Below are 22,824 nucleotides of genomic sequence, written 5' to 3'. Positions count from 1 at the left end.
CCTTCGTCGGGTGAACCGCCGCCTCGTCCGGCTGAACGGCTCTCCCTCACCGAATCCGAAAACGCACCGGGGCGCCACCGAGAAGACCCGGGCGCGTCCGTCGCCGTGGCCGAGGCGGCCGTCGCGGCGCGGGCACGGCCATCCCTTCCTGTGCCGTGCTGCGGCGGGGCGCACGGCCGGAAAACTCATCGCGGGGCCGCCGCCCGGCACTCGGGCTAGGCTCATGGCCGTACGACCCTGATCCGAGGCATGAGGGAGGCCGGGGATGACGTCGGCGCCGGGGCGCAGGAGCAGTACCTTCACTCGGCTGCTGCGGCACGGCTTCACCGATCCCTCGGCCGCCGAGCGGCTGCTGGACGCGCCGGAACTGGCGCCCGTGCGCAACGACCCGGTGCTGCTGCCCGCACTCGGCGCCACCGCCGACCCGGATCTGGCGCTGCTCCATCTGGTGCGGCTGCTGGAGGCGCAGCCCGGGCCGACCGACCGGCAGGAGCTGCTGGACACCCTGATCGCGGCCAAGCCGCTGCGGGACCGGCTGCTCGGGGTGCTCGGCGCCTCGGCCGCGCTCGGCGACCATCTCGTCCGGCACAGCGGGGACTGGCGGGCGCTGGTCACCTACGAGCCCAGCGACCTGCACCCCGGCATCGAGGAGTTCGAGCGGGGGCTGGCCGGGGCGACCGACCCGGTGTCGCTGCGGATCGCCTACCGGCGCTGCCTGCTGTCCATCGCCGCCCGGGACGTGTGCGGCACCATCGACGTCGCCGACACCGCCGCCGAGCTCGCCGACCTCGCCACCGCCACGCTGCGCAGGGCGCTCGCGCTCGCCGAGGCCGACGCGCCGGACGACGCCGCGCTGTGCCGGCTGGCCGTGATCGCCATGGGGAAGTGCGGCGGGCACGAGCTGAACTACGTCTCCGACGTCGACGTGGTCTTCGTCGGGGAGCCGGCGGACGGCGCGGACGAGCGCAAGGCCCTGCAGGCGGCCACCCGGCTCGCCTCGCACATGATGCGGATCTGCTCGGAGACCACCGTCGAGGGCGCCATCTGGCCGGTGGACGCCAATCTGCGGCCCGAGGGACGCAACGGGCCGCTGGTGCGCACCCTGGCCTCCCACGTCACGTACTACCAGCGCTGGGCCAAGACCTGGGAGTTCCAGGCGCTGCTCAAGGCCCGCCCGGTCGCCGGCGACCTCGGGCTCGGGCAGGAGTACACCGAGGCGCTGCAGCCGCTGGTGTGGCAGGCGGCCGAGCGGGAGAACTTCGTGGCCGACGTGCAGAAGATGCGCCGCCGCGTGGTGGAGAACATTCCCGCGTCCGAGATAGACCGGCAGCTGAAGCTGGGGCCCGGGGGCCTGAGGGACGTGGAGTTCGCGGTGCAGCTGCTGCAGCTGGTGCACGGGCGGACCGACGCCTCGCTGCGCAGCGGCAAGACGCTGGATGCGCTGAAGGCGCTGGCCGCCGGCGGGTACGTGGGGCGGGCCGACGCGGCGCAGCTCGACGAGGCGTACCGCTTCCTGCGGTCCATGGAGCACCGCATCCAGCTGTACCGGCTGCGGCGCACCCATCTGGTGCCGGAGGACGAGGCCGACCTGCGGCGGCTCGGACGCTCGCTGGGGCTGCGCACCGACCCGGTGACCGAGCTGAAGCGGGAGTGGCGGCGGCACGCCTCCGTGGTGCGACGGCTGCACGAGAAGCTGTTCTACCGGCCGCTGCTCGACGCGGTGGCGGCGCTGGCGCCCGGCGAGGCCCGGCTGAGCGCGGAGGCCGCGCGGGAGCGACTGGTCGCCCTGGGGTACGCCGATCCCGCGGCGGCGCTGCGGCACCTGGAGGCGCTGGCCTCCGGGGTGACGCGCAAGGCGGCGATCCAGCGGACGCTGCTGCCGGTGCTGCTGGGCTGGTTCGCGGACTCCGCGGACCCGGACGCGGGGCTGCTGAACTTCCGCAAGGTCTCCGACGCCCTGGGCAAGACGCCCTGGTACCTGCGGCTGCTGCGGGACGAGGGCGCCGCGGCCGAGAACCTCGCCCGGGTGCTGTCCGCCGGGCGGCTCGCCCCCGACCTGCTGATGCGGGCGCCCGAGGCGGTCGCCCTGCTGGGCAACGGCAGCGGCGGCGGACTCAAGCCCCGCACCCGCACCCATCTGGAGCAGGAGATCCTCGCCGCCGTGGGGCGGGCCGACGGGGCCGTGCAGGCGGTCAACGCGGCCCGCGGGGTGCGGCGGCGCGAGCTGTTCCGCACCGCCGCCGCGGACATCGTGGGCTCCTACGGCACCGAGTCGCAGCCCGCCGAGGCGGACTCCGGCGCACTGGTCGACATGGTGGGCGGCGCGGTGTCCGACCTGACCGCCGCCACGCTCGCCGGGACGCTGCGGGCGGTGGTGCGGGAGGGATGGGGCGACACCCTGCCCACTCGGTTCACGATCATCGGCATGGGCCGGTTCGGCGGCCATGAGCTGGGCTACGGCTCCGACGCCGACGTGCTGTTCGTGCACGAGCCGCGCGAGGGCGTGGACGAGCAGGAGGCGGGACGGGCCGCGAACCGGGTCGTCGAGGAGATGCGCCGGCTGCTGCAGCTGCCCAGCTCCGACCCGCCGCTGCTGATCGACGCCGACCTGCGGCCGGAGGGCAAGTCCGGACCGCTGGTGCGCACCCTCAAGTCGTACGAGGCGTACTACCGGCGCTGGGCGCTGGTCTGGGAGCGGCACGCGCTGCTGCGGGCCGAGTACGTGGCCGGCGACGAGGACCTCGGGCGCCGCTTCATCGAGATGATCGACCCGCTGCGGTACCCGGCCGGCGGTCTCGGCGACGAGGCGGTGCGGGAGATCCGGCGGCTGAAGGCCCGCATGGAGACCGAGCGGCTGCCCCGCGGCGCCGACCCGAAGCTGCACGCCAAGCTGGGGCCGGGCGGCCTCTCGGACGTGGAGTGGACCGTACAGCTGATGCAGCTGCGGCACGGCGCCGAGGTGGAGGGTCTGCGGACCACGCGGACCCGGGCGGCGCTGGCGGCGGCCGCCGAGGCGGGGCTGGTGTCCGAGGAGGACGCCGGGACCCTGGACGAGGCCTGGGTGCTGGCCACCCGGGTGCGCAACGCGGTGATGCTGGTCCGCGGGCGGGCGGGGGACACCTTCCCCACCGACCCGCGGGAGCTGGCCGCCGTGGGCCGCTACCTCGGGTACGGGCCCGGCCACGCGGGGGACATGCTCGACGCCTACCGGCGCACGGCCCGCCGTGCGCGCGCGGTCGTCGAGGAGCTGTTCTACACCGACTGACGCAGTCCCGAGGGGCGGACGCCGCGCCGTGGCACGGGCGCCGCATCCCGGGACCGCCGCCGCCCGGACGGACTGCGGCGCCGGTCACACGGACGGGGCCGACCGCTCTGGGGCCTGCTGGTCCGGGGCGGTGCGGGGCCGGGCGGGCAGAGGAGGCGCGGCAGCGGCGTCCCGCGCGGCGCCGCCGGACGCCTGCCCGGGTGCCGCCCCGGCGGCCCCGCGGGGCGGCACATGCCGGGGCAGACGGTGGGGGAGCGCGCCGTACCACAGGCGGGCGAAGGCATAGCCGAAGGCCAGGCAGAGCACGCCGCCCACCGCGTCCAGCCAGAAGTGGTTGGCGGTGGCGACGATGACCACCAGGGTCGCCGCGGGGTAGAGCAGGCCGAGCACGCGGACCCAGGGGACGGTGGTCAGGGCGAAGATCGTCAGCCCGCACCACAGGGACCAGCCGATGTGCATCGACGGCATCGCGGCGTACTGGTTGGACATGTTCTTCAGGTCGCCGGACGCCATGGAGCCCCAGGTCTCGTGGACCATCACGGTGTCGATGAACGCCTCACCGTTCATCAGGCGCGGCGGGGCCAGGGGGTAGAGGTAGTAACCGGCCAGGGCGGCCGCGGTGGTGGAGAACAGAACCATGCGGGTCGCCGCATAGCGACCCGGGTGACTGCGGAACAGCCACACCAGGACACCGAGGGTCACCACGAAGTGCAGCGTGGCGTAGTAGTAGTTCATGCCGACGATCAGCCAAGTCACCGAGTTCACGGCGTGGTTGACCGACTTCTCGACGGCGATGCCGAGGGTCTGCTCCAGCTGCCAGATCCAGTCGGCGTTGCGCAGCGCCTCGGACCGCTGCTCCGGTACCGCGTTGCGGATCAGTGAGTACGTCCAGTAACTCACCGCGATGAGCAGGATCTCGAACCAGAGGCGGGGCCTGCGCGGAGTGCGCCTCGCCCGGGGTGACAGGTCCGTGACGGGGTGTGAGACGGCCTGCTGCCGACCCTTCAGTCCGGTAACCGTCGTGTCACCCATGAGCACAAAGTCTGCCAGAAAAGGCCTCCTTCTCAGATCATCCTCCGGTCGGGGACGACCCGCATGTTGTCCTCGGGGGGACCGGCGAGGAGCCCGGAGAGACGTCGGGGTGAGGCACCTAGGAGGTGCGGCCGGCCGCGGGTGCGGAGGCCGTCGAGCCGCGGACCACCAGCTCCGGCATGAAGACGAACTCGCTGTGCGGGGCGGGGGTTCCGCCGATCTCCTCGAGGAGGGTACGGACCGCCGCCTGGCCCATCGCCGGGACCGGCTTGCGGATGGTGGTCAGCGGCGGGTCGGTGAAGGCGATCAGCGGGGAGTCGTCGAAGCCCACCACGGAGATGTCGTCGGGGACCTCGAGGTTCTGCTGGCGGGCCGCGCGTATCGCGCCCAGGGCCATCATGTCGCTGGCGCAGACCACGGCCGTGCAGTGCCGCTCGATCAGCGCCGCGGCGGCGGCCTGACCGCCCTCCAGGCTGTACAGCGAATGCTGGATCAGCTCGGTCTCGACCGTCTCCGCGGACAGGCCCAGCTGGTCCTGCATGGCGCGGACGAAGCCCTCGATCTTGCGCTGCACGGGGACGAAGCGCTTGGGGCCGAGGGCCAGGCCGATCCGGGTGTGGCCCAGGGAGACCAGGTGGGTCACCGCCAGCGTCATCGCGGCGCGGTCGTCGGGGGAGATGAACGGCGCCTGCACCTCGGGGGAGAAGCCGTCGACCAGCACGAAGGGCACGCCCCGGGCGCGCAGGCGCTCATAGCGCTGCATGTCGGCCGTGGTGTCCGCGTGCAGGCCCGAGACGTAGATGATGCCGGCCACGCCGCGGTCCACCAGCATCTCGGTGAGCTCGTCCTCGGTGGAGCCGCCCGGAGTCTGGGTGGCCAGGACCGGGGTGTAGCCCTGGCGGGTCAGCGCCTGGCCGATGACCTGGGCGAGCGCCGGGAAGATCGGGTTCTCCAGCTCGGGGGTGATCAGGCCCACCAGGCCCTCGCTGCGCTGGCGGAGCCGTACCGGGCGTTCGTAGCCCAGGACGTCGAGGGCGGCGAGCACGGACTGGCGGGTGGTGGCGGCGACGCCCGGCTTGCCGTTCAGGACCCGGCTGACGGTCGCCTCGCTCACCCCCGCCTGAGCAGCGATATCGGCAAGCCGTGTGGTCACAGGACCTGACTGTAGCTGGCGTGCCTCCGGCTGCACACCGAACGGACGCCTGGTGCGCGCCGTCGAACGGGCCGTGCGCTGCTGGCTCATCGCGGTCCCTCACGTGGTGGTCGGCGTCCGTTCCGCAACGGATGATTCACCGGGCGGAAACGCATGGCAAGTGCTTGCAGAGTCTTGCACAAAGGTTCGATGCCCTGCTGAGCCCCGGAAAATCACGTCGCGGAGCGGTCGAGGGGAGGTCACGGCGGGATAACTCTCGCGGCTTCTTGCAAAATTTTGCAGCAAGGTCTTTCGGAACGCTTACATGGCTGTTACGTTCACCTCGCCCGACGGCCTCCCACTCCCGGCCTCACCCGAGGGGTGGGTCCCCCAGCGGCGCAGTCGGCAAGCGGCAGGACGGCAGACGGGGCCGTCTCCTGCTCCACTCGGGCTTTCACCCTCAAGGAGAACTCATGCGGCGTGGCATAGCGGCCACCGCGCTGGTGGCGTCCCTCGCCCTCGCGGCGACGGCCTGCGGTTCGGACGGCGACAGCGGAGACAAGGCCGGCGGCCCGGTCACCATCACCTGGTGGGACACCTCCAACGCGACCAACGAGGCGCCGACGTACAAGGCCCTGGTCAAGGAGTTCGAGGCCGCCAACAAGGACATCAAGGTCAAGTACGTCAACGTCCCCTTCGACCAGGCGCAGAACAAGTTCGACACCGCCGCCGGTTCCAAGGGCGCCCCCGACGTGCTGCGCTCCGAGGTCGGCTGGACCCCCGCCTTCGCCAAGAAGGGCTACTTCCTCCCGCTGGACGGCACCGAGGCCCTGAAGGAGCAGGACAAGTTCAAGTCCAACCTGCTCGAGCAGGCCAAGTACGAGGGCAAGACCTACGGCGTCCCGTTCACCACGGACACGCTCGCGCTGGTCTACAACAAGGAGCTGTTCGAGAAGGCCGGCGTCGAGGCGCCCAAGACCTGGGACGACCTGAAGAAGGCCGCCGCCACCATCAAGGACAAGACCGGCGTCGACGGCTACTGGGGCTCCACCGCCGGCTACTACGCGCAGACCTTCCTCTACGGCGAGGGCACCGACACCGTCGACGTCGACGCCAAGAAGATCACCGTCAAGTCGCCCGCGGCCAAGAAGGCCTACGGCACCTGGCTGAGCCTGTTCAAGGGCAAGGGCCTGCACAAGGCCGACACCACCGCCGAGGCCTACGCGCACATCCAGGACGCGTTCGTCAACGGCAAGGTCGCCGCGATCATCCAGGGCCCGTGGGAGATCACCAACTTCTACAAGGGCTCGGCGTTCAAGGACAAGGACAACCTCGGCATCGCCACCGTCCCGGCCGGCTCCACCGGCGAGGCCGGCGCCCCGACCGGCGGCCACAACCTGTCCGTCTACGCCGGCTCCACCAAGGAGAAGCAGGAGGCCGCGCTGAAGTTCGTGAACTTCATGACCTCGGCCAAGGCGCAGGAGACCATCGCGCTGAAGAACTCCACGCTGCCCACGCGGGACGACGCCTACACCGACAAGGTCAAGGCCGACCCGGGCATCGCCGGCTTCCAGACGGTCCTCGCCGCCGCCCAGCCGCGGCCGGCGCTGCCCGAGTACAGCTCCATCTGGGGTCCGCTCGACGACGAGCTGCCGCAGATCGCCGGCGGCAAGAAGTCCCTGGACAAGGGGCTGACCGACGCCGAGACGTCGATCGCCAAGCTGGTGCCGGACTTCAGCAAGTGACGCCCGCGTGGCCGCCGGACCGCTCCCCGGGAGGGGGAGGTCCGGCGGCCACCGGCCGGTGTGCCGTACTCCTTGATCATCCAGAAGGTGCCGAACCATGACAGTCGCCATCGACCGCGCGACCGGCAAGAGCCGCGGTGACCGCGCGCCCCGGCCCGGCCCGGTCACCCGCCTGAGGCGGTCATTCGCCAAGCACTGGTACGCCTACGCCATGATCGCGCCGGTGGTCGTCGTGCTCGGCGTCATCGTGCTGTACCCCCTGGCCTACGGCTTCTACCTGACCCTGACCGACGCCGACAGCCTCAACTCGGCCCGCACCATCGGCGTCAACAAGATCGAGGCCACCTACAAGTTCGTCGGCCTGGACAACTACGCCGAGATCCTGTGGGGCGAGACGGCCTACGACCGCTTCTGGTCGCACTTCATCTGGACGATCGTGTGGACCGCGGCCTGTGTCACCCTCCACTACGGCATCGGTCTCGGTCTCGCGCTGCTGCTCAACCAGAAGCTGCGCGGGCGCACCCTGTACCGGCTCATCCTCATCCTGCCCTGGGCGGTGCCGACCTTCGTCACCGTCTTCGGCTGGCGCTTCATGCTCGCCGACACCGGGATCATCAACTCCGGCCTCGGCTCCCTCGGCCTGCCCACCCCGCCCTGGCTGGAGGACCCCTTCTGGCAGCGGTTCGCCGCGATCATGGTCAACACCTGGTGCGGTGTGCCGTTCATGATGGTCTCGCTGCTCGGCGGACTGCAGTCGATCGACTCCACGCTGTACGAGGCGGCCGAGATGGACGGCGCCAACGCCTGGCAGCGCTTCCGCAACGTCACCCTGCCGGGGCTGCGCTCGGTCAGCTCCACCGTGGTGCTGCTCGGCATCATCTGGACCTTCAACCAGTTCGCGATCATCTTCCTGCTGTTCGGCACCACCGCGCCGGACGCGCAGATCCTGGTGACCTGGGCCTACTACCTCGGCTTCGGACAGCAGCCGCGCGAGTTCGCCGAGTCGGCGGCCTACGGCATGCTGCTGCTGGCCATCCTGGTCGTCTTCACCTCCTTCTACCGCCGCTGGCTGAACCGCAACGAGCAGCAGCTCGCGATCTGAGGCAGGAGTTCTCATGAGCACCACGACTGTCGAGAAGGCTGCTCCGGCCCGGCCGGACGGCGGTGGGACGACCGTGAAGCGTCCGGTGCGCCGGCGCGGCGAACTCAGCCTGCCGGCCCGGCTGACCTCCCACGGCGTACTGACCGTGGCCAGCCTGATCGCGCTCTTCCCGGTCGCCTGGCTGGTCTTCCTCTCCCTCGGCCCGGACAAGGACGACTACCTGCACCCCGGCCGCATCTGGGGCAAGATGACGCTGGACAACTACGCGTTCGTCCTGGAGCACACGGCCTTCTTCCACTGGCTGAAGAGCTCGCTGATCGTCTCCCTCGGGACGACGGTGATCGGTGTGCTGGTCGCCGCCACCACCGGCTACGCGGTCTCCCGCATGCGCTTCCCGGGCTACAAGAAGTTCATGTGGGTGCTGCTGGTCACCCAGATGTTCCCGGTGGCCGTCCTGATGGTGCCGATGTACCAGCTCCTGTCCGAGCTGCAGCTGATCGACACCTACCTCGGCCTGATCCTGGTGTACTGCACCACTGCCGTGCCGTACTGCGCCTGGCTGATGAAGGGCTACTTCGACACCATCCCGTTCGAGATCGACGAGGCGGGCCGGGTCGACGGGCTGACCCCCTTCGGGACCTTCGCGCGGCTGATCCTGCCGCTCGCCAAGCCGGGCCTGGCGGTCGCCGCGTTCTACAGTTTCATCACGGCGTTCGGCGAGGTGGCCTTCGCCACGACGTTCATGCTGGACGACGAGAAGTACACCCTCGCCGTCGGTCTGCAGAGCTTCATCAGCGAGCACGACGCCCAGCGCAACCTCATGGCCGCCACCGCGGTCCTGATCGCGATACCCGTCTCCGGGTTCTTCTACCTGGTGCAGAAGAACCTGGTGACCGGACTCACCGCCGGCGGCACGAAGGGCTGACCCCCTTCGGCCGGAGACTCCCGCGCGCCTGACCGCGCGGGTAGGCGGCCCGCGGTGCCCATCCGACCCCGCTGACACCGCGGGCCGCCTCGTCCGGTCCCCCGCCCGCACCCACGCCTCACACGACCGCACTGACGCAACGCAAGGACGACATGAGTCAGCAGCACTCCGCCGCCCAGGTCCCGACCTCCTCGACCCAGCCGACGCCCTCCGCCGACTCGGCCGTCGCCACCGTCACCAGGCGCCGTGACTGGTGGCGGGAAGCGGTGATCTACCAGGTGTATCCGCGCAGCTTCGCCGACAGCAACGGCGACGGCATGGGCGACCTGGAGGGCATCCGCTCCCGCCTGCCCTACCTGCGCGACCTCGGCGTGGACGCGGTGTGGCTCAGCCCCTTCTACGCCTCCCCGCAGGCGGACGCCGGATACGACGTCTCCGACTACCGTGCCGTCGACCCCATGTTCGGCACCCTGCTGGACGCGGACGCGCTGATCCGCGACGCCCATGCACTGGGCCTGCGGATCATCGTCGACCTGGTGCCCAACCATTCCTCCGACCAGCACGAGTGGTTCAAGCGGGCCGTCGCCGAGGGCCCCGGCTCGCCGCTGAGGGAGCGCTACCACTTCCGGCCCGGCAAGGGGAAGAACGGCGAACTCCCGCCCAACGACTGGGAGTCGATCTTCGGCGGCCCCGCCTGGACCCGGGTCACCGAGCCCGACGGCACGCCCGGCGAGTGGTACCTGCACCTCTTCGCCCCCGAGCAGCCCGACTTCAACTGGGAGCACCCGGCGGTCGGCGACGAGTTCCGCTCCATCCTGCGCTTCTGGCTGGACATGGGCGTGGACGGCTTCCGCATCGACGTCGCCCACGGCATGGTGAAGGCCGAGGGTCTTCCCGACCTCGGAAGCCATGAGCAGCTGAAGCTGCTGGGCAACGATGTCATGCCGTTCTTCGACCAGGACGGGGTGCACGAGATCTACCGGCAGTGGCGGAAGATCCTCGACGAGTACTCCGATGCGCTGGAGCCCGAAGGCGCCTCCGCCCAGGGGCGGGGACGGGCGACGGGCGGGCGCATCTTCGTCGCCGAGGCGTGGACGCCCACCGTGGAGCGCACCGCCAACTACGTGCGCCCCGACGAGCTGCACCAGGCGTTCAACTTCCAGTATCTGGGCACCTACTGGGACGCGGCCGAGCTGCGTGAGGTCATCGACCGCACCCTGGACGCCATGCGCCCGGTCGGCGCCCCCGCCACCTGGGTGCTGTCCAACCACGACGTCACCCGGCACGCCACCCGCTTCGCCAACCCGCCCGGGCTCGGCACCCAGATCCGGCAGGCCGGGGACCGCGAGCTGGGCCTGCGCCGCGCCCGCGCCGCCACCCTGCTGATGCTGGCGCTGCCCGGTTCGGCCTACGTCTACCAGGGCGAGGAGCTGGGCCTGCCGGACGTCGTGGACCTGCCCGACGAGGTGCGCCAGGACCCGGCGTACTTCCGGGGTGCGGGCCAGGACGGTTTCCGCGACGGGTGCCGGGTGCCGATCCCGTGGACCCGTGAGGGCTCCTCCTTCGGCTTCGGCGACGGCGGAAGCTGGCTGCCGCAGCCGGCGTGGTGGGGCGAGCTGAGCGTGGAGGCGCAGACCGGGGTGCCCGGCTCGACGCTGGAGATGTACCGGGCGGCGCTCGCGGTGCGCCGGGAGCAGCCCGACCTGGGCGCGGGCGACTCGGTGGAGTGGCTGCGGGCGCCGGAGGGCGTGCTCGCCTTCCGGCGCGGGGACTTCGTGTGCGTCGCCAACACCACCGGCGAGTCGGTGACCGTGCCCGCGTACGGGCGGGTGCTGATCTCCAGCAGCGAGGTCGCCGAGACCGGCGGGGAGACGAAGGTGCCGGGCGACACCACCGTGTGGTGGACCACCGCCTGACGGACGGTCCGCCCGGCAACTTTCTGGTTCAAGTTCGTACGGCCCGCTGCCCTTTCGGGCGGCGGGCCTTTAACATCTGCGTTGCCGCAAGTTTGCTGAATGTTTCAGCAAACACCTTCAACGTAGAAGGAAACCCCACACATGGCACGCAGAACCCTCGCCGGGGCGGCCGCTCTCGTCGCCGCCTCGCTTGTCATGACCCCGACCATCGCGGAGGCCTCCCCACCGGGCTCGAAGGACGTCACCGCCGTCCTCTTCGAGTGGAACTTCGCCTCCGTCGCCCGTGAGTGCACCACCACCCTGGGCCCCGCCGGCTACGGCTACGTGCAGGTCTCCCCGCCTGCCGAGCACATACAGGGCGGGCAGTGGTGGACCTCCTACCAGCCCGTCAGCTACCGGATCGCGGGCCGCCTCGGCGACCGTACCGCCTTCAAGAACATGGTCGACACGTGTCACGCGGCCGGAGTCAAGGTCGTCGTCGACACCGTCATCAACCACATGTCCGCGGGCAGCGGCACCGGCACCGGCGGCTCGTCGTACACGAAGTACGACTACCCCGGCCTGTACTCGGCCTCCGACTTCGACACCTGCACCTCCGAGATCACCGACTACCGGGACCGCTGGAACGTCCAGAACTGCGAGCTCGTCGGGCTCGCCGACCTGGACACCGGCGAGGAGTACGTGCGCGGCGCGATCGCCGGGTACATGAACGACCTGCTCTCGCTCGGCGTGGACGGATTCCGCATCGACGCCGCCAAGCACATCCCGGCCGCCGACCTCGCCGCCGTCAAGTCCCGGCTCAGCAACCCGTCGGCGTACTGGAAGCAGGAGGTCATCTACGGCGCGGGCGAGGCGGTGCAGCCGGACGAGTACACCGGCACCGGCGACGTCCAGGAGTTCCGCTACGCCTACGACCTCAAGCGCGTCTTCCGCAACGAGAACCTCGCCTACCTGAAGAACTACGGCGAGGGCTGGGGCTACCTGAAGAGCGACGTCGCCGGTGTCTTCGTCGACAACCACGACACCGAGCGCAACGGCTCCACGCTCAGCTACAAGGACAACGCCGACTACACCCTGGCCAATGTGTTCATGCTGGCCTGGCCCTACGGCGCCCCCGACATCAACTCCGGCTACGAGTTCTCCGACCCCGACGCCGGACCCCCCGACGGCGGCCGGGTGGACGCCTGCTGGCAGAGCGGCTGGAAGTGCCAGCACGCCTGGCCGGAGATCAAGTCCATGGTCGCCTTCCGCAACGCCACCCGCGGCCAGGCGGTGACCGACTGGTGGGACAACGGCGCTGACGCCATCGCGTTCGGCCGCGGCGACAAGGGCTTCGTGGCCATCAACCACGAGTCCGGCCCGCTGACCCGCACCTATCAGACCTCCCTGCCTGCCGGCACCTACTGCGACGTGCAGGGCAACAGGCAGGTGACGGTGGACGGTTCGGGCCGGCTCACGGCCACCCTCGGCAGCAACACCGCACTCGCCGTGTACGCGGGCAAGAGCGCCTGCTGAGACGACCGGGCACCCGCTGCAGCAAACCTGTGACGTCCGGCGGTCAGTTCTGTGGCCGCCGGACGCTAGCGTAAGCGCGGGATAAAGAACTCCCCCGCGGGGATGAGGAGCTGCGGCGCGATCCCTCCCCGCGCCGCTCGTCCGCGCCGCAAGGGGGAGCCATCCGCATGGCTGTGAACAACACTCAGCGTCCCCGCGGACGCGTGGCGGGATGCCTGCAGGCCCTGCTGGTGCCGCTGATCATCGTCGGCATCATCGGCGCGTGGAACTACTTCAGGGACGACGAGTCCCCGTCGTCCTCCTCGTCCTCCTCGTCGTCGTCCTCGTCCCCGTCCTCGTCGTCCTCCCCGGACGACAAGGGCGGCGGCTCCGACGGCTGGAAGGTCGGCGACTGCGGCGGCCCGGACCCGGACAAGGGGTCCGACAGCTACAAGAAGCTCGACTGCGACGACTCCGGCGCCACCTTCAAGGCCATGAAGATCCTGGACGGCGCCATCCTGGACGACTCCATCCAGTGCCCCGCGGGCACCGACATCATCATCAAGGTCTCCATCAGCTTCGGTTCGTCCAGCGGCGGCGGCATCCCCTCCAGCACCGTCTGCGGCCGCAACCTCTCCGACGACCACCCCGGTGACGCGGGCGCCGGCGGCGGCCAGCTGGTGAAGGGCGACTGCATCGACTCCACCGCCAAGGAGATCCCCTGCGCCTCGGCGGGACCCGACGACTACAAGGTCCTCGACCTGGTCAAGACGGAGTCCGAGTGCCCGGCCAAGACCACCGACCCGCTGAAGCTGACCCTCGGGATCGGCCGTCCCTACGACGTGATCTGCGGCCGCAAGGCGGCCTGACGCCGGCCGACGGATCGTCATACGGCACCTGCGCGCCGCCGGTTCCCCTCGCGGGGCCGGCGGCGCGCCGTCGTGTGCGCCCGCGCCCGCCTGCCGCCGGCCGCTGCGTGCCCCACTCGTCCGCCCCTGCCGGAAAGCTCCGCCCGGCAGCTCCTGGAAGTTCTTGCCGCCGCTTTCACGAGTCTTGCTGTAAAGCTTTCAACAGCGGTACGGTCGCGCGGGCGCCCCGGTGACGTGGCCGAAACGGTCGTCCCCAGGGCGTGGGGTCGGACCCGTATGAGCCGTCATCGCAAGGAGTGCACCCTGTGATACCCAGTTGGCCCGCGCCCCCGGGGCGCCGATCCGCGCGCGCCAGACGGGTCGCCGCCGTCACCGTCGCCGCGCTGGCCGCCGCACTTGTGCAGCCGCTCGCCGCCCGCGCCGACGCCCCGCCCGCGCCGCCGTCGGACACCCGGCTCGCCGAGGAGCCCGCACGGCACGACCTGACCCGCGAGCAGTTCTACTTCGTCCTGCCGGACCGTTTCGCCAACGGCGACCGGGGCAACGACCGCGGCGGTCTGACCGGCTCCCGGCTCACCACCGGGTACGACCCCACCGACAAGGGCTTCTACCAGGGCGGCGACCTCAAGGGCCTGATCAAGAAGCTCGACTACATCAAGGGCCTCGGCACCACCGCCATCTGGATGGCCCCCATCTTCAAGAACCAGCCCGTGCAGGGCACCGGCAAGGACGCCTCGGCCGGCTACCACGGCTACTGGATCACCGACTTCACCCAGGTCGACCCGCACTTCGGCACCAACGAGGACCTCGAGAAGCTCATCGACAAGGCCCACCACAAGGGCATGAAGGTCTTCTTCGACGTCATCACCAACCACACCGCCGACGTCGTCGACTACGAGGAGAAGTCCTACAGCTACCTCTCCAAGGGCGCCTTCCCCTACCTCACCAAGGACGGAAAGCCCTTCGACGACGCCGACTACGCCGACGGCGGGAAGAAGTTCCCGCGCACCGGCACCGGCACCTTCCCGCGCACCCCCGTCGTCCCCGCCGCCAAGAAGAACCTCAAGGTCCCCGCCTGGCTCAACGACCCGGCGATGTACCACAACCGGGGCGACTCCACCTGGGCGGGCGAGTCCACCACCTACGGCGACTTCTCCGGCCTGGACGACCTGTGGACCGAGCGTCCCGAGGTCGTCGAGGGCATGAAGAAGATCTACCAGCGCTGGGTGAGGGACTTCGGCATCGACGGCTTCCGGATCGACACCGTGAAGCACGTCAACATGGAGTTCTGGACCCAGTGGGCCACCGCCCTGGACGCCTACGCGGCCAAGCAGGGCCAGGACGACTTCTTCATGTTCGGCGAGGTGTACTCCGCCGACACGAACGTCACCTCCCCGTACGTCACCCAGGGCCGGCTCGACGCCACCCTGGACTTCCCCTTCCAGGACGCCGCCCGCCGGTACGTCTCCCAGGGCGGCAGCGCGGCCGCGCTCTCCGCCGTCTTCGGCGACGACTACAAGTACACCTCCGGCACGGCCAACGCCTACGAGCAGGTCACCTTCCTCGGCAACCACGACATGGGCCGCATCGGGACGTTCCTCCAGCAGGACGACCCCGGGGCCTCCGACGCCGAGCTGCTGAAGAAGGACGTCTTCGCCCACGAGCTGATGTTCCTCAGCCGAGGCAACCCGGTGATCTACTACGGCGACGAGCAGGGCTTCACCGGCGCCGGCGGCGACAAGGACGCCCGCCAGACGCTGTTCGCCTCGCGCACCGCCGACTACCTCGACGACGACCTCATCGGCACCGACCGCACCCACGCCGAGGACACCTACGACACCCGCTCGCCCCTCTACCGTGCGATCGGCGAGCTCGCCAAGCTCCGCAAGGCCCACCCGGCCCTCGCCGACGGCGTCCAGCAGGAGCGGTACGCGGCCGACGGTCCCGGCGTCTACGCCTTCTCCCGCACCGACGCCACCACCCGCACCGAGTACGTCGTCGCCCTCAACAACGCCGGCACCGAGAAGCGGGCCTCCTTCGCGACCGGCTCGGCCGGCATGACCTTCAAGGGCGTGTACGGCACCGACGCCACCGTGCGGTCCGGCGCCGACAAGAAGATCACCGTCACCGTCCCGGCCCGCTCGGCGATCGTCCTCAAGGCGGCCGGACCGCTCGCCCGGCCCGCCGCCGCACCCACCATCACCCTCGAGGCACCCGAGGCCGGTGCCACCGGCACCGTCGAGCTGACCGCCGACGTCGACGGCGGCGGCCTCAACCGGGTCGTCTTCGCCGCCCAGACCGGCAACGGCGCCTGGCGGACCCTCGGCTCCGCCGACCACGCCCCCTACAAGGTCACCCACACCATCGGCGAGGACGTGCCCGCAGGCACCGCCCTGCGCTACAAGGCCGTGGTGATCGACTCGGCCGGGCGCACCGACAGTGCCATGGCCGCCTCCACCACCGGCACCCCGCCCGCCGAGACCCCGCCCGCCGCGTCCTCGCGCGACCACGTGATCGTCCACTACAAGCGCGCCGACGGGAACTACGACGACTGGGGCCTGTACGCCTGGGGCGACCTCGCCGAGGGCGAGGCCACCGAATGGCCCGAGAGCCACCCCTTCGCCGGCCGGGACGCCTACGGCGCCTTCGCCTGGGTCAGGCTCAAGCCCGGCGCCTCCGACGTAGGCTTCCTGGTGATCGACAAGGACGGCACCAAGGACGTCGCCGCCGACCGCACCATCGACGTCACCCGGCACGGCGAGATCTGGATCGAGCAGGGCGAGGAGACCGTCACCACCGAACGGCCGGACCACCCCGAGCAGGACAGGAGCAAGGCCGTCCTGCACTACCACCGCGCGGACGGCGACTACGACGGCTGGGGCCTGCACGTGTGGGCCGGCGCCGCCGATCCCACCGACTGGGCGAAGCCGCTCGAACCGGTGCGGACCGACTCCTACGGCGCGGTCTTCGAGGTGCCGCTCGCCGAGGATGCCACCAGCCTCAGCTACATCGTCCACAAGGGCGACGAGAAGGACCTGCCCACCGACCAGGCCCTCGACCTCACGACCAGTGGTCACGAGGTGTGGCTGCTGAGCGGGCAGGAGAAGTACCTGCTGCCGCAGCCCGCGGGCTCCTCGGCGGCCCTCGACCTGACCACCTCCAAGGCGGTCTGGATCGACCGGGACACCGTGGTCTGGAACGGCTCCGAGGGCGCCGCCTCCACTCAGCTGCTCGCCTCCCGCACCGGCTCCGTCACGGTGCAGAACGGCACCCTGACCGACACCGGCGCACGCTGGCTGCGGCTGCGCAGGACCGGCCTCACCGACGCCCAGAAGAAGAAGCTCCCGCACCTGAAGGACGGCACCGCCTGGGAGGTCGACCCGCGCGACCGCGGAGCCGTGCGCGAGGCCCTGCGCGGCCAGGTCGTCGCCACCCAGCGGACCGCCGACGGCGCCGTGCTCGCCGCGACCGGCGTGCAGCTCGCCGGGGTCCTGGACGCCCTCTACGCCGGCCACGCCGTCAAGTCCCGGCTCGGACCGGTGTTCCGGAACGGCCGGCCCACCCTGTCGGTGTGGGCGCCCACCGCGCAGCAGGTGTCGCTGCGGATCGACGGCCGCACGGTGCGGATGAGCCGCGACGACGACTCCGGCGTCTGGTCCGTCACCGGCCCCCGCTCCTGGAAGGGCAAGCCCTACCGTTACGCGGTGACCGTGTGGGCGCCCGACGCCGGCCGGATCGTCACCAACGAGGTCACCGACCCCTACTCGGTCGCCCTCACCACCGACTCCGAGCACAGCCTCGTCGTCGACCTGGCCGACCCCTCCCTCAAGCCCCGTGGCTGGGACGGCTACGCCAAGCCCAGGGCCGTGCCGCTGAAGGACGCCCAGATCCAGGAGCTGCACATCCGCGACTTCTCCGTCGCCGACCGCACGGCGAAGCACCGCGGCACCTACCTCGCCTTCACCGACAAGGACAGCGACGGCAGCCGGCATCTGCGCAAGCTGGCGAAGGCCGGCACCTCGTACGTGCACCTGCTGCCCGCCTTCGACATCGCCACCATCCCCGAGCGCAGGTCCGACCAGGCGGAGCCCGCCTGCGACCTGGCCTCCTACCCGGCCGACAGCGACAAGCAGCAGGAGTGCGTCGCGAAGACCGCCGGCAAGGACGCCTACAACTGGGGCTACGACCCGTACCACTACACGGTCCCCGAGGGCTCCTACGCCACCGACCCGGACGGCACCGCCCGCACGGTGGAGTTCCGCAAGATGGTCAAGGCGCTCAACGAGGACGGCCTGCGCGTGGTGATGGACGTGGTCTACAACCACACCGCCGCCCACGGCCAGGCGAAGACCTCCGTGCTGGACCGGATCGTCCCCGGCTACTACCAGCGGCTGCTCGCCGACGGCTCCGTCGCCGACAGCACCTGCTGCTCCAACACGGCGCCCGAGAACGCCATGATGGGCAAGCTGGTCGTCGACTCGGTCGTCACCTGGGCCAAGGAGTACAAGGTCGACGGCTTCCGCTTCGACCTCATGGGCCACCACCCCAAGGCGAACATGCTCGCCGTCCGCAAGGCTCTCGACGCGCTCACCCCCGAGAAGGACGGCGTCGACGGCAAGAAGATCATCCTGTACGGGGAGGGCTGGAACTTCGGCGAGATCGCCGACGACGCCCGCTTCGAGCAGGCCACCCAGAAGAACATGGCGGGCACCGGCATCGCCACCTTCTCCGACCGGGCCCGTGACGCCGTGCGCGGCGGCGGACCCTTCGACGAGGATCCCGGCGTGCAGGGCTTCGCCTCCGGCCTCTACACCGACCCCAACTCCTCGCAGAGCAACGGCACCGAGGCCGAGCAGAAGGCCAGGCTGCTGCACTACCAGGACCTCATCAAGGTGGGCCTGAGCGGCAACCTCGCCGACTACAGCTTCACCGACACCAGCGGCAAGCGGGTCAAGGGCTCCCAGGTCGACTACAACGGCTCACCCGCCGGATACGCGGCCGCACCCGGCGACGCCCTCGCCTACGCCGACGCGCACGACAACGAGTCCCTGTTCGACGCGCTCGCCTTCAAGCTGCCGAAGGACACCCCGGCGGCGGACCGGGCGCGGATGCAGGTCCTCGCCATGGCGACCGCCACCCTCTCGCAGGGCCCGGCGCTCTCCCAGGCGGGCACCGACCTGCTGCGCTCCAAGTCCCTGGACCGCAACTCCTACGACAGCGGCGACTGGTTCAACGCCATCCACTGGAACTGCGCGGACGGCAACGGTTTCGGCCGGGGACTGCCGCCGGCCGCCGACAACAAGGACAAGTGGCCGTACGCCAAGCCGCTGCTCGGGGTGATCAAGGCCGACTGCCCGCACATCGAGGGTGCCTCGGCCGCCTACCGGGACCTGCTGAGGATCCGCGCCACCGAGAAGGTGTTCTCCCTGGACACCGCCGAGCAGGTGCAGTCCCGCCTGTCGTTCCCGCTCTCCGGGAAGGACGAGACGCCCGGCGTGATCACCATGCAGCTCGGTGACCTGGTGGTCGTCTTCAACGCCACCCCCGAGCGGCAGAAGCAGCGCGTCGCCTCGCTCGCCGGGAAGAGCTACCGCCTGCACCCGGTCCAGGCGGCGGGCAGCGACGCGGTGGTGAAGACCTCGTCCTACGCGAAGGCCGCCGGCACCTTCACCGTCCCGGCCCGCACGGTCGCGGTGTTCACCCGCTGACCCGCCCGTGAGCTGCGGCTAGGGTGAGCCCTCCGGACACCGAACGGGAGGGCTCATGCCGCAGATCACCGTGGACTACTCCGAGCAGCTCGCGGACGGATTCGACCGGACGGCGTTCGCCCGCGAGCTGCACGGAGCGGTGGGCGAGATCGCCTCCGCGTCGCCCTCGTCGTGCAAGACGCGCTTCCGGCGCATCGAGGAGGCCGTGGCCGGCACGGACACCGAGGGGCACGCGGTGGTCCATGTGCAGATCGGCCTGTTCCCCGGACGCACCGAGGAGACGAAGGCACGGCTCACCGGGACCGCGCTCGAGCTGCTGCGCCGGCATCTCGAACAGCCGGACGGGCTGACCCTGCACGCCTCCGCCGAGATCCGGGAGATGGAGGCCGCCTCCTACCGCAAGTACGACAGCGCGTAGGGTCCGTCCCGCGGGTCCACCAAGTGCGGGCCCCGCGGCTCACATCAGGTCGCGGCGGCCCAGCCACCCGGGCACCACCGGCACCCCGTCCTCGTCCCGCTGCGCGAGCTGCTCCGGCGTGGGACGCGCGGGCGCCGGCGGCTCCTCGGCGACCGGTTCTTCGGCGGCGGGTTCCGGCGGCGGCTGGGGGGCCGGTGCCGCCGAGTCCTGAAGCAGTTCCGCCACGCTGAACCGGGTGAGGAACGAGCTCCACGCCCCGTCGACGATGAGCAGGAACCCGTCGTGGCTCCGCAGCAGGCGGCGCCGCTTGGGGTTGAACGGATGGGCGGGCACATGCTCACGCGCCCGTCGCTCCAGCTCCGCCAGCGCCTCCTCACGCGTCCCCTCGACCAGCCCCACCACCTGGGCCTCGGTGCGTTTGCGCTCGGCGGCGCCCACGGTCGTCTCGACGACCAGGCCCCATGTCGTGGTGGCGGTCACGACGAGGCGAGCGTCAGCAGCCGGGTCGCGAGAGCGGCGAAGGGGCCGTCGCCCGGCTCGTCCTTGAGCAGGGTGCGCAGCAGTGTGCCGAGTTCCTCGTCGTGGGTGGCGGCGACCGCGGCCAGCGCCGCGAAGTCGTGCACCAGCTGCATCTCCAGCTCGCCGCGCGGAATGCGCTTGCCCTCCAGCCAGATCAGCGCCGTGGACTCCACCAGCGAGATCCACGAGCGGATCACCAGCTCGAGGCGGGGCGGAGCCTCACCCACCACCCCCAGGTGCGAGAGCATGTTGTCGTACGCGGCCTGACGCACCGAGTCGATCAGGGCGTTGGTGGTGGAGGAGCCGACCGCGGGGCCGCCGCGCATCAGGGCGGAGAAGCCGGGGCCGTGGTCCTCCACGAAGTCGAAGAAGCGCCCCATCACCCGCAGCAGCCGCGCCCCCAGCGGGCCCTCGTGCGGTTCGGCGAACCGGGACGCCAGATCGTCGGAGGCACGCTGCAAGGCAGCCTCGTACAGGCTGAGTTTGCCGGGGAAGTAGTGATAGACCAGCGGGCGCGAGATACCGGCCGCCGACGCTATCTCGTCGATGGAGACGTCGTCGGGCGAACGGCGGCTGAACAGTTCGAGGGCGACACCGATCAACTGCTGGCGGCGCTCCTCGACTCCCATCCTGCGGCGTACCCCGGTGGTGCTCATGCGAACACCTTACCGATCGGTTCCGGACGCGAACGTCCCGGAGCGGCCACCGGTGTTCACGGTCAGCGCAGGCCGCGGAGCGAGTCGCCGTCCTCCAGGGTGGCGCTGAGGTCCGCCTGGGCGCCCCGCCGGGCCTTCGCGGTCAGCATCCGGCCCTCCGCGGAGGCCTCGATGCCGCCGGTCGCCTTCACCGACGTGGTGCCGGGGCCGCCGGCCGCCAGCAGGTACCAGGAGCCCTTGGGCGACTTCCACAGCACCCCGGCCAGCACCTGAGGCTTGCGCGGCCCGCAGGCCGGCACGCTCTCCGCCCGTGCCGCCACCGCGCCGAACCGCCCGCGCGGCGTGTGGAACTGGGCCAGCACCCTCGCCCCCTCGCCCCGCCAGGTCTCCGCCCGCGTGCACAGCCAGGTCGCCTCGTCGTCGCTGTCCGGCAGCGGCTGGTGCGCGTACGCCCAGGCGTTGACGCTGCGCACCCCGGCCGAGCGCAGCAGCCCCAGCGAGCAGGCGTACGGCGCCCAGGTGCGCAGCGCCCGCGCCCGCGAGGCCTCGGCGGGTGCGCCGGGCGGCCCGGCCGTCAGCCGCGCCGGCACCAGCTCGCCGAGGTCGGTCAGCAGCCGGGCGCCGGTGCCGTCGGTCAGCTGCAGCACGTTCCAGGAGGTGCAGCCCTCGCGGCGCAGGGTCGGGCTCGCCAGCGGTGCGGTCACCCCGTCGGTGAGCTCCAGGTCCATCACGCCCCCGCCGGGCGAGCGGAGGTCCCGCTCACCGGCCCTGCGCACCCACGGGGCGGTCAGATAGCGGACGTTGCCGTCGGTGCGGCTCAGCACCACCGCGCCCGACTCGGCCCGGCCCGCCCCGTCGACCCGGGCGAAGTCGAGGGCGGCACCCCCCGCGCCCTTGCGCGGCTCGGCGTAGCGCACGATGCGCAGCCCGTCGTACAGGATCACCACCCGCGAGTTGTCGATCGTCCCCGCGTACAGCAGCTGGGGCGGTCCGGACGGACCGCCGGTCGGGGTGCCCGGTGTGTGCGAGACCTTCACCGCCTCGCCGGGGCGGGCCCACACGGCCAGGGCGCGGCGCAGCAGGGCCTCGTCACGGACGAGGGAGCCGCGCGCGGGCCACACCGAGAAGTCGGTGCGCGCGGAGGTCTTCCAGGCGGTGGGGGAGACCCGGGTGAGCCTGCCCGGGTCCAGGGCGGCCTGCGCGGCCGGGTTCTGCGCGTACGGCGGAGCCGCGGCCCCGTCGGGCCCCCAGCCGTCGCCGGGCAGCGCGAGCAGCATGCCGCACACGGCGAGAGCGGCGCCCGCGGCCAGCGCGACCTTCAGATGCCGACGGCGGCGCATCAGATCGGTGGGGCGGGCCTGCAGCGAACAGGGGTCGAACTCGCTGGACTCCAGCAGCTTGTACTCGGCCGGCACCGAGTCCGCCTCGGCCAGCGCGGCGTCCGGGTCGTCGACGCCCGCCTCGCCGAGCACCCTGCGCACCTCGCCGTCCGGCAGCCGGTCCAGGCCACGCAGCGCGTAGGCGGCACGCCCGGCACCGGAGAGCGCGGACAGCTTCTGGTCCAGGGCGAGTTCGTCGGCGCCGCCCGGCCGCGGGAACAGCTTCAGCCCCCACACCTGCGGCAGCAGCGGCGGCAGCTGCGCCCGCCTGGGCCACGCCTTGCGCCTCAGCGGCAGCCCCGCTTGCAGCGCCGCACGCACCACCTGCAGCCGCACCAGGGCGTACCCCGGGTCGCTGCCGGGCCCTGAGGACTGGGCGGGGATCACCGGCGCCGGCGCCTGCTGGCGGGGCAGCGCGCGCTGGGTCAGGGCGTGCGCGGTCAGCACCCGTCTGCTGCGCCCCAGCGTCGGCGGCAGCACCAGGTACCCCAGTCGCACCAGCCGCGGGTAGTGCTCGACGAGTGCGGCCTCGGCCTGCTCCACATCGACCACCGGGCCGGCGGGAGAGGCGGAATCCGCGGGTTCGGAGGGGCGCTGGGCGACATCCTGTGACTGCACGTTCAGCAGAACGAGCGAATCCACGGATGGTCACCTGACCCCCGTC

Annotated in this window: 14 protein-coding genes; 9 read left to right on the top strand and 5 right to left on the bottom strand. The window is 71.4% G+C overall.

Annotated elements, in window-relative coordinates; all coding sequences use genetic code 11:
* Window positions 1-265 precede the first annotated feature (265 nt).
* Window positions 266-3,265: a bifunctional [glutamine synthetase] adenylyltransferase/[glutamine synthetase]-adenylyl-L-tyrosine phosphorylase gene (locus HCJ93_RS15570; protein WP_167996307.1), complete on the top strand. Its 3,000-nt coding sequence runs from the start codon at window positions 266-268 to the stop codon at window positions 3,263-3,265.
* An 84-nt stretch (window positions 3,266-3,349) separates the two neighbouring features.
* Here the strand turns inward: HCJ93_RS15570 and HCJ93_RS15565 are convergent, their stop codons facing one another.
* Together HCJ93_RS15565 and HCJ93_RS15560 are read right to left on the bottom strand one after the other, a co-directional pair.
* Window positions 3,350-4,297, bottom strand: coding sequence for a phosphatase PAP2 family protein (locus HCJ93_RS15565; protein ID WP_167996306.1), 948 nt, complete (start codon window positions 4,295-4,297; stop codon window positions 3,350-3,352).
* 118 nt (window positions 4,298-4,415) lie between these two features.
* On the bottom strand, window positions 4,416-5,450 hold the full coding sequence (locus HCJ93_RS15560; RefSeq protein ID WP_167996305.1) for a LacI family DNA-binding transcriptional regulator: 1,035 nt from the start codon (window positions 5,448-5,450) through the stop codon (window positions 4,416-4,418).
* Window positions 5,451-5,902: 452 nt separating this feature from the next.
* On the opposite strand from HCJ93_RS15560, the gene HCJ93_RS15555 reads away from it, so the two are divergent.
* The 8 genes from HCJ93_RS15555 (at window position 5,903) to HCJ93_RS15520 (ending at window position 19,606) form a co-directional block, all read left to right on the top strand.
* On the top strand, window positions 5,903-7,174 hold the full coding sequence (locus HCJ93_RS15555; protein WP_167996304.1) for an extracellular solute-binding protein: 1,272 nt from the start codon (window positions 5,903-5,905) through the stop codon (window positions 7,172-7,174).
* A gap of 97 nt (window positions 7,175-7,271) precedes the next feature.
* Window positions 7,272-8,276 (top strand): carbohydrate ABC transporter permease, encoded by a 1,005-nt coding sequence (locus HCJ93_RS15550; protein ID WP_167996303.1) that lies wholly within the window; start codon window positions 7,272-7,274, stop codon window positions 8,274-8,276.
* 13 nt (window positions 8,277-8,289) lie between these two features.
* Entirely contained in the window at window positions 8,290-9,201 is a 912-nt protein-coding gene (locus HCJ93_RS15545) for a sugar ABC transporter permease (protein WP_167996302.1), read from the top strand.
* A 152-nt stretch (window positions 9,202-9,353) separates the two neighbouring features.
* Window positions 9,354-11,117, top strand: a complete 1,764-nt coding sequence (locus HCJ93_RS15540; protein WP_167996301.1) for a glycoside hydrolase family 13 protein — start codon at window positions 9,354-9,356, stop codon at window positions 11,115-11,117.
* 141 nt (window positions 11,118-11,258) lie between these two features.
* The gene (locus HCJ93_RS15535; RefSeq protein WP_167996300.1) at window positions 11,259-12,632 is read left to right on the top strand and encodes an alpha-amylase; all 1,374 of its coding nucleotides are present in this window, start codon (window positions 11,259-11,261) and stop codon (window positions 12,630-12,632) included.
* A 167-nt stretch (window positions 12,633-12,799) separates the two neighbouring features.
* Window positions 12,800-13,480 carry an LppU/SCO3897 family protein gene (locus HCJ93_RS15530; protein WP_167996299.1) on the top strand — a complete coding sequence of 227 codons (681 nt, stop codon included), beginning with the start codon at window positions 12,800-12,802 and terminating at the stop codon, window positions 13,478-13,480.
* 305 nt (window positions 13,481-13,785) lie between these two features.
* Window positions 13,786-19,188: a pullulanase-type alpha-1,6-glucosidase gene (gene pulA / locus HCJ93_RS15525; protein WP_167996298.1), complete on the top strand. Its 5,403-nt coding sequence runs from the start codon at window positions 13,786-13,788 to the stop codon at window positions 19,186-19,188.
* Between the two features lie 55 nt (window positions 19,189-19,243).
* On the top strand, window positions 19,244-19,606 hold the full coding sequence (locus HCJ93_RS15520; RefSeq protein ID WP_167996297.1) for a 5-carboxymethyl-2-hydroxymuconate Delta-isomerase: 363 nt from the start codon (window positions 19,244-19,246) through the stop codon (window positions 19,604-19,606).
* A 39-nt stretch (window positions 19,607-19,645) separates the two neighbouring features.
* Here the strand turns inward: HCJ93_RS15520 and HCJ93_RS15515 are convergent, their stop codons facing one another.
* The 3 genes from HCJ93_RS15515 to HCJ93_RS15505 form a co-directional block, all read right to left on the bottom strand.
* Window positions 19,646-20,086 carry a hypothetical protein gene (locus HCJ93_RS15515; RefSeq protein WP_167996296.1) on the bottom strand — a complete coding sequence of 147 codons (441 nt, stop codon included), beginning with the start codon at window positions 20,084-20,086 and terminating at the stop codon, window positions 19,646-19,648.
* A complete protein-coding gene (locus HCJ93_RS15510) occupies window positions 20,083-20,754 on the bottom strand; it encodes a TetR/AcrR family transcriptional regulator (RefSeq protein WP_167996403.1) in 672 nt (223 codons plus the stop codon). Before HCJ93_RS15510 ends, HCJ93_RS15515 begins: the two co-directional genes overlap by 4 nt.
* 89 nt (window positions 20,755-20,843) lie before the next feature.
* Window positions 20,844-22,778, bottom strand: coding sequence for a hypothetical protein (locus HCJ93_RS15505; protein ID WP_167996402.1), 1,935 nt, complete (start codon window positions 22,776-22,778; stop codon window positions 20,844-20,846).
* Between the last annotated feature and the right edge of the window lie 46 nt (window positions 22,779-22,824).

The organism is Streptomyces composti (genome assembly GCF_012034205.1).
In the GTDB taxonomy this organism is placed as follows: Bacteria; Actinomycetota; Actinomycetes; order Streptomycetales; family Streptomycetaceae; genus Streptomyces; species Streptomyces composti.
The sequence above is the reverse complement of the archived record's forward strand: the minus strand, read 5'-3'. Positions and strand labels throughout refer to the sequence as shown.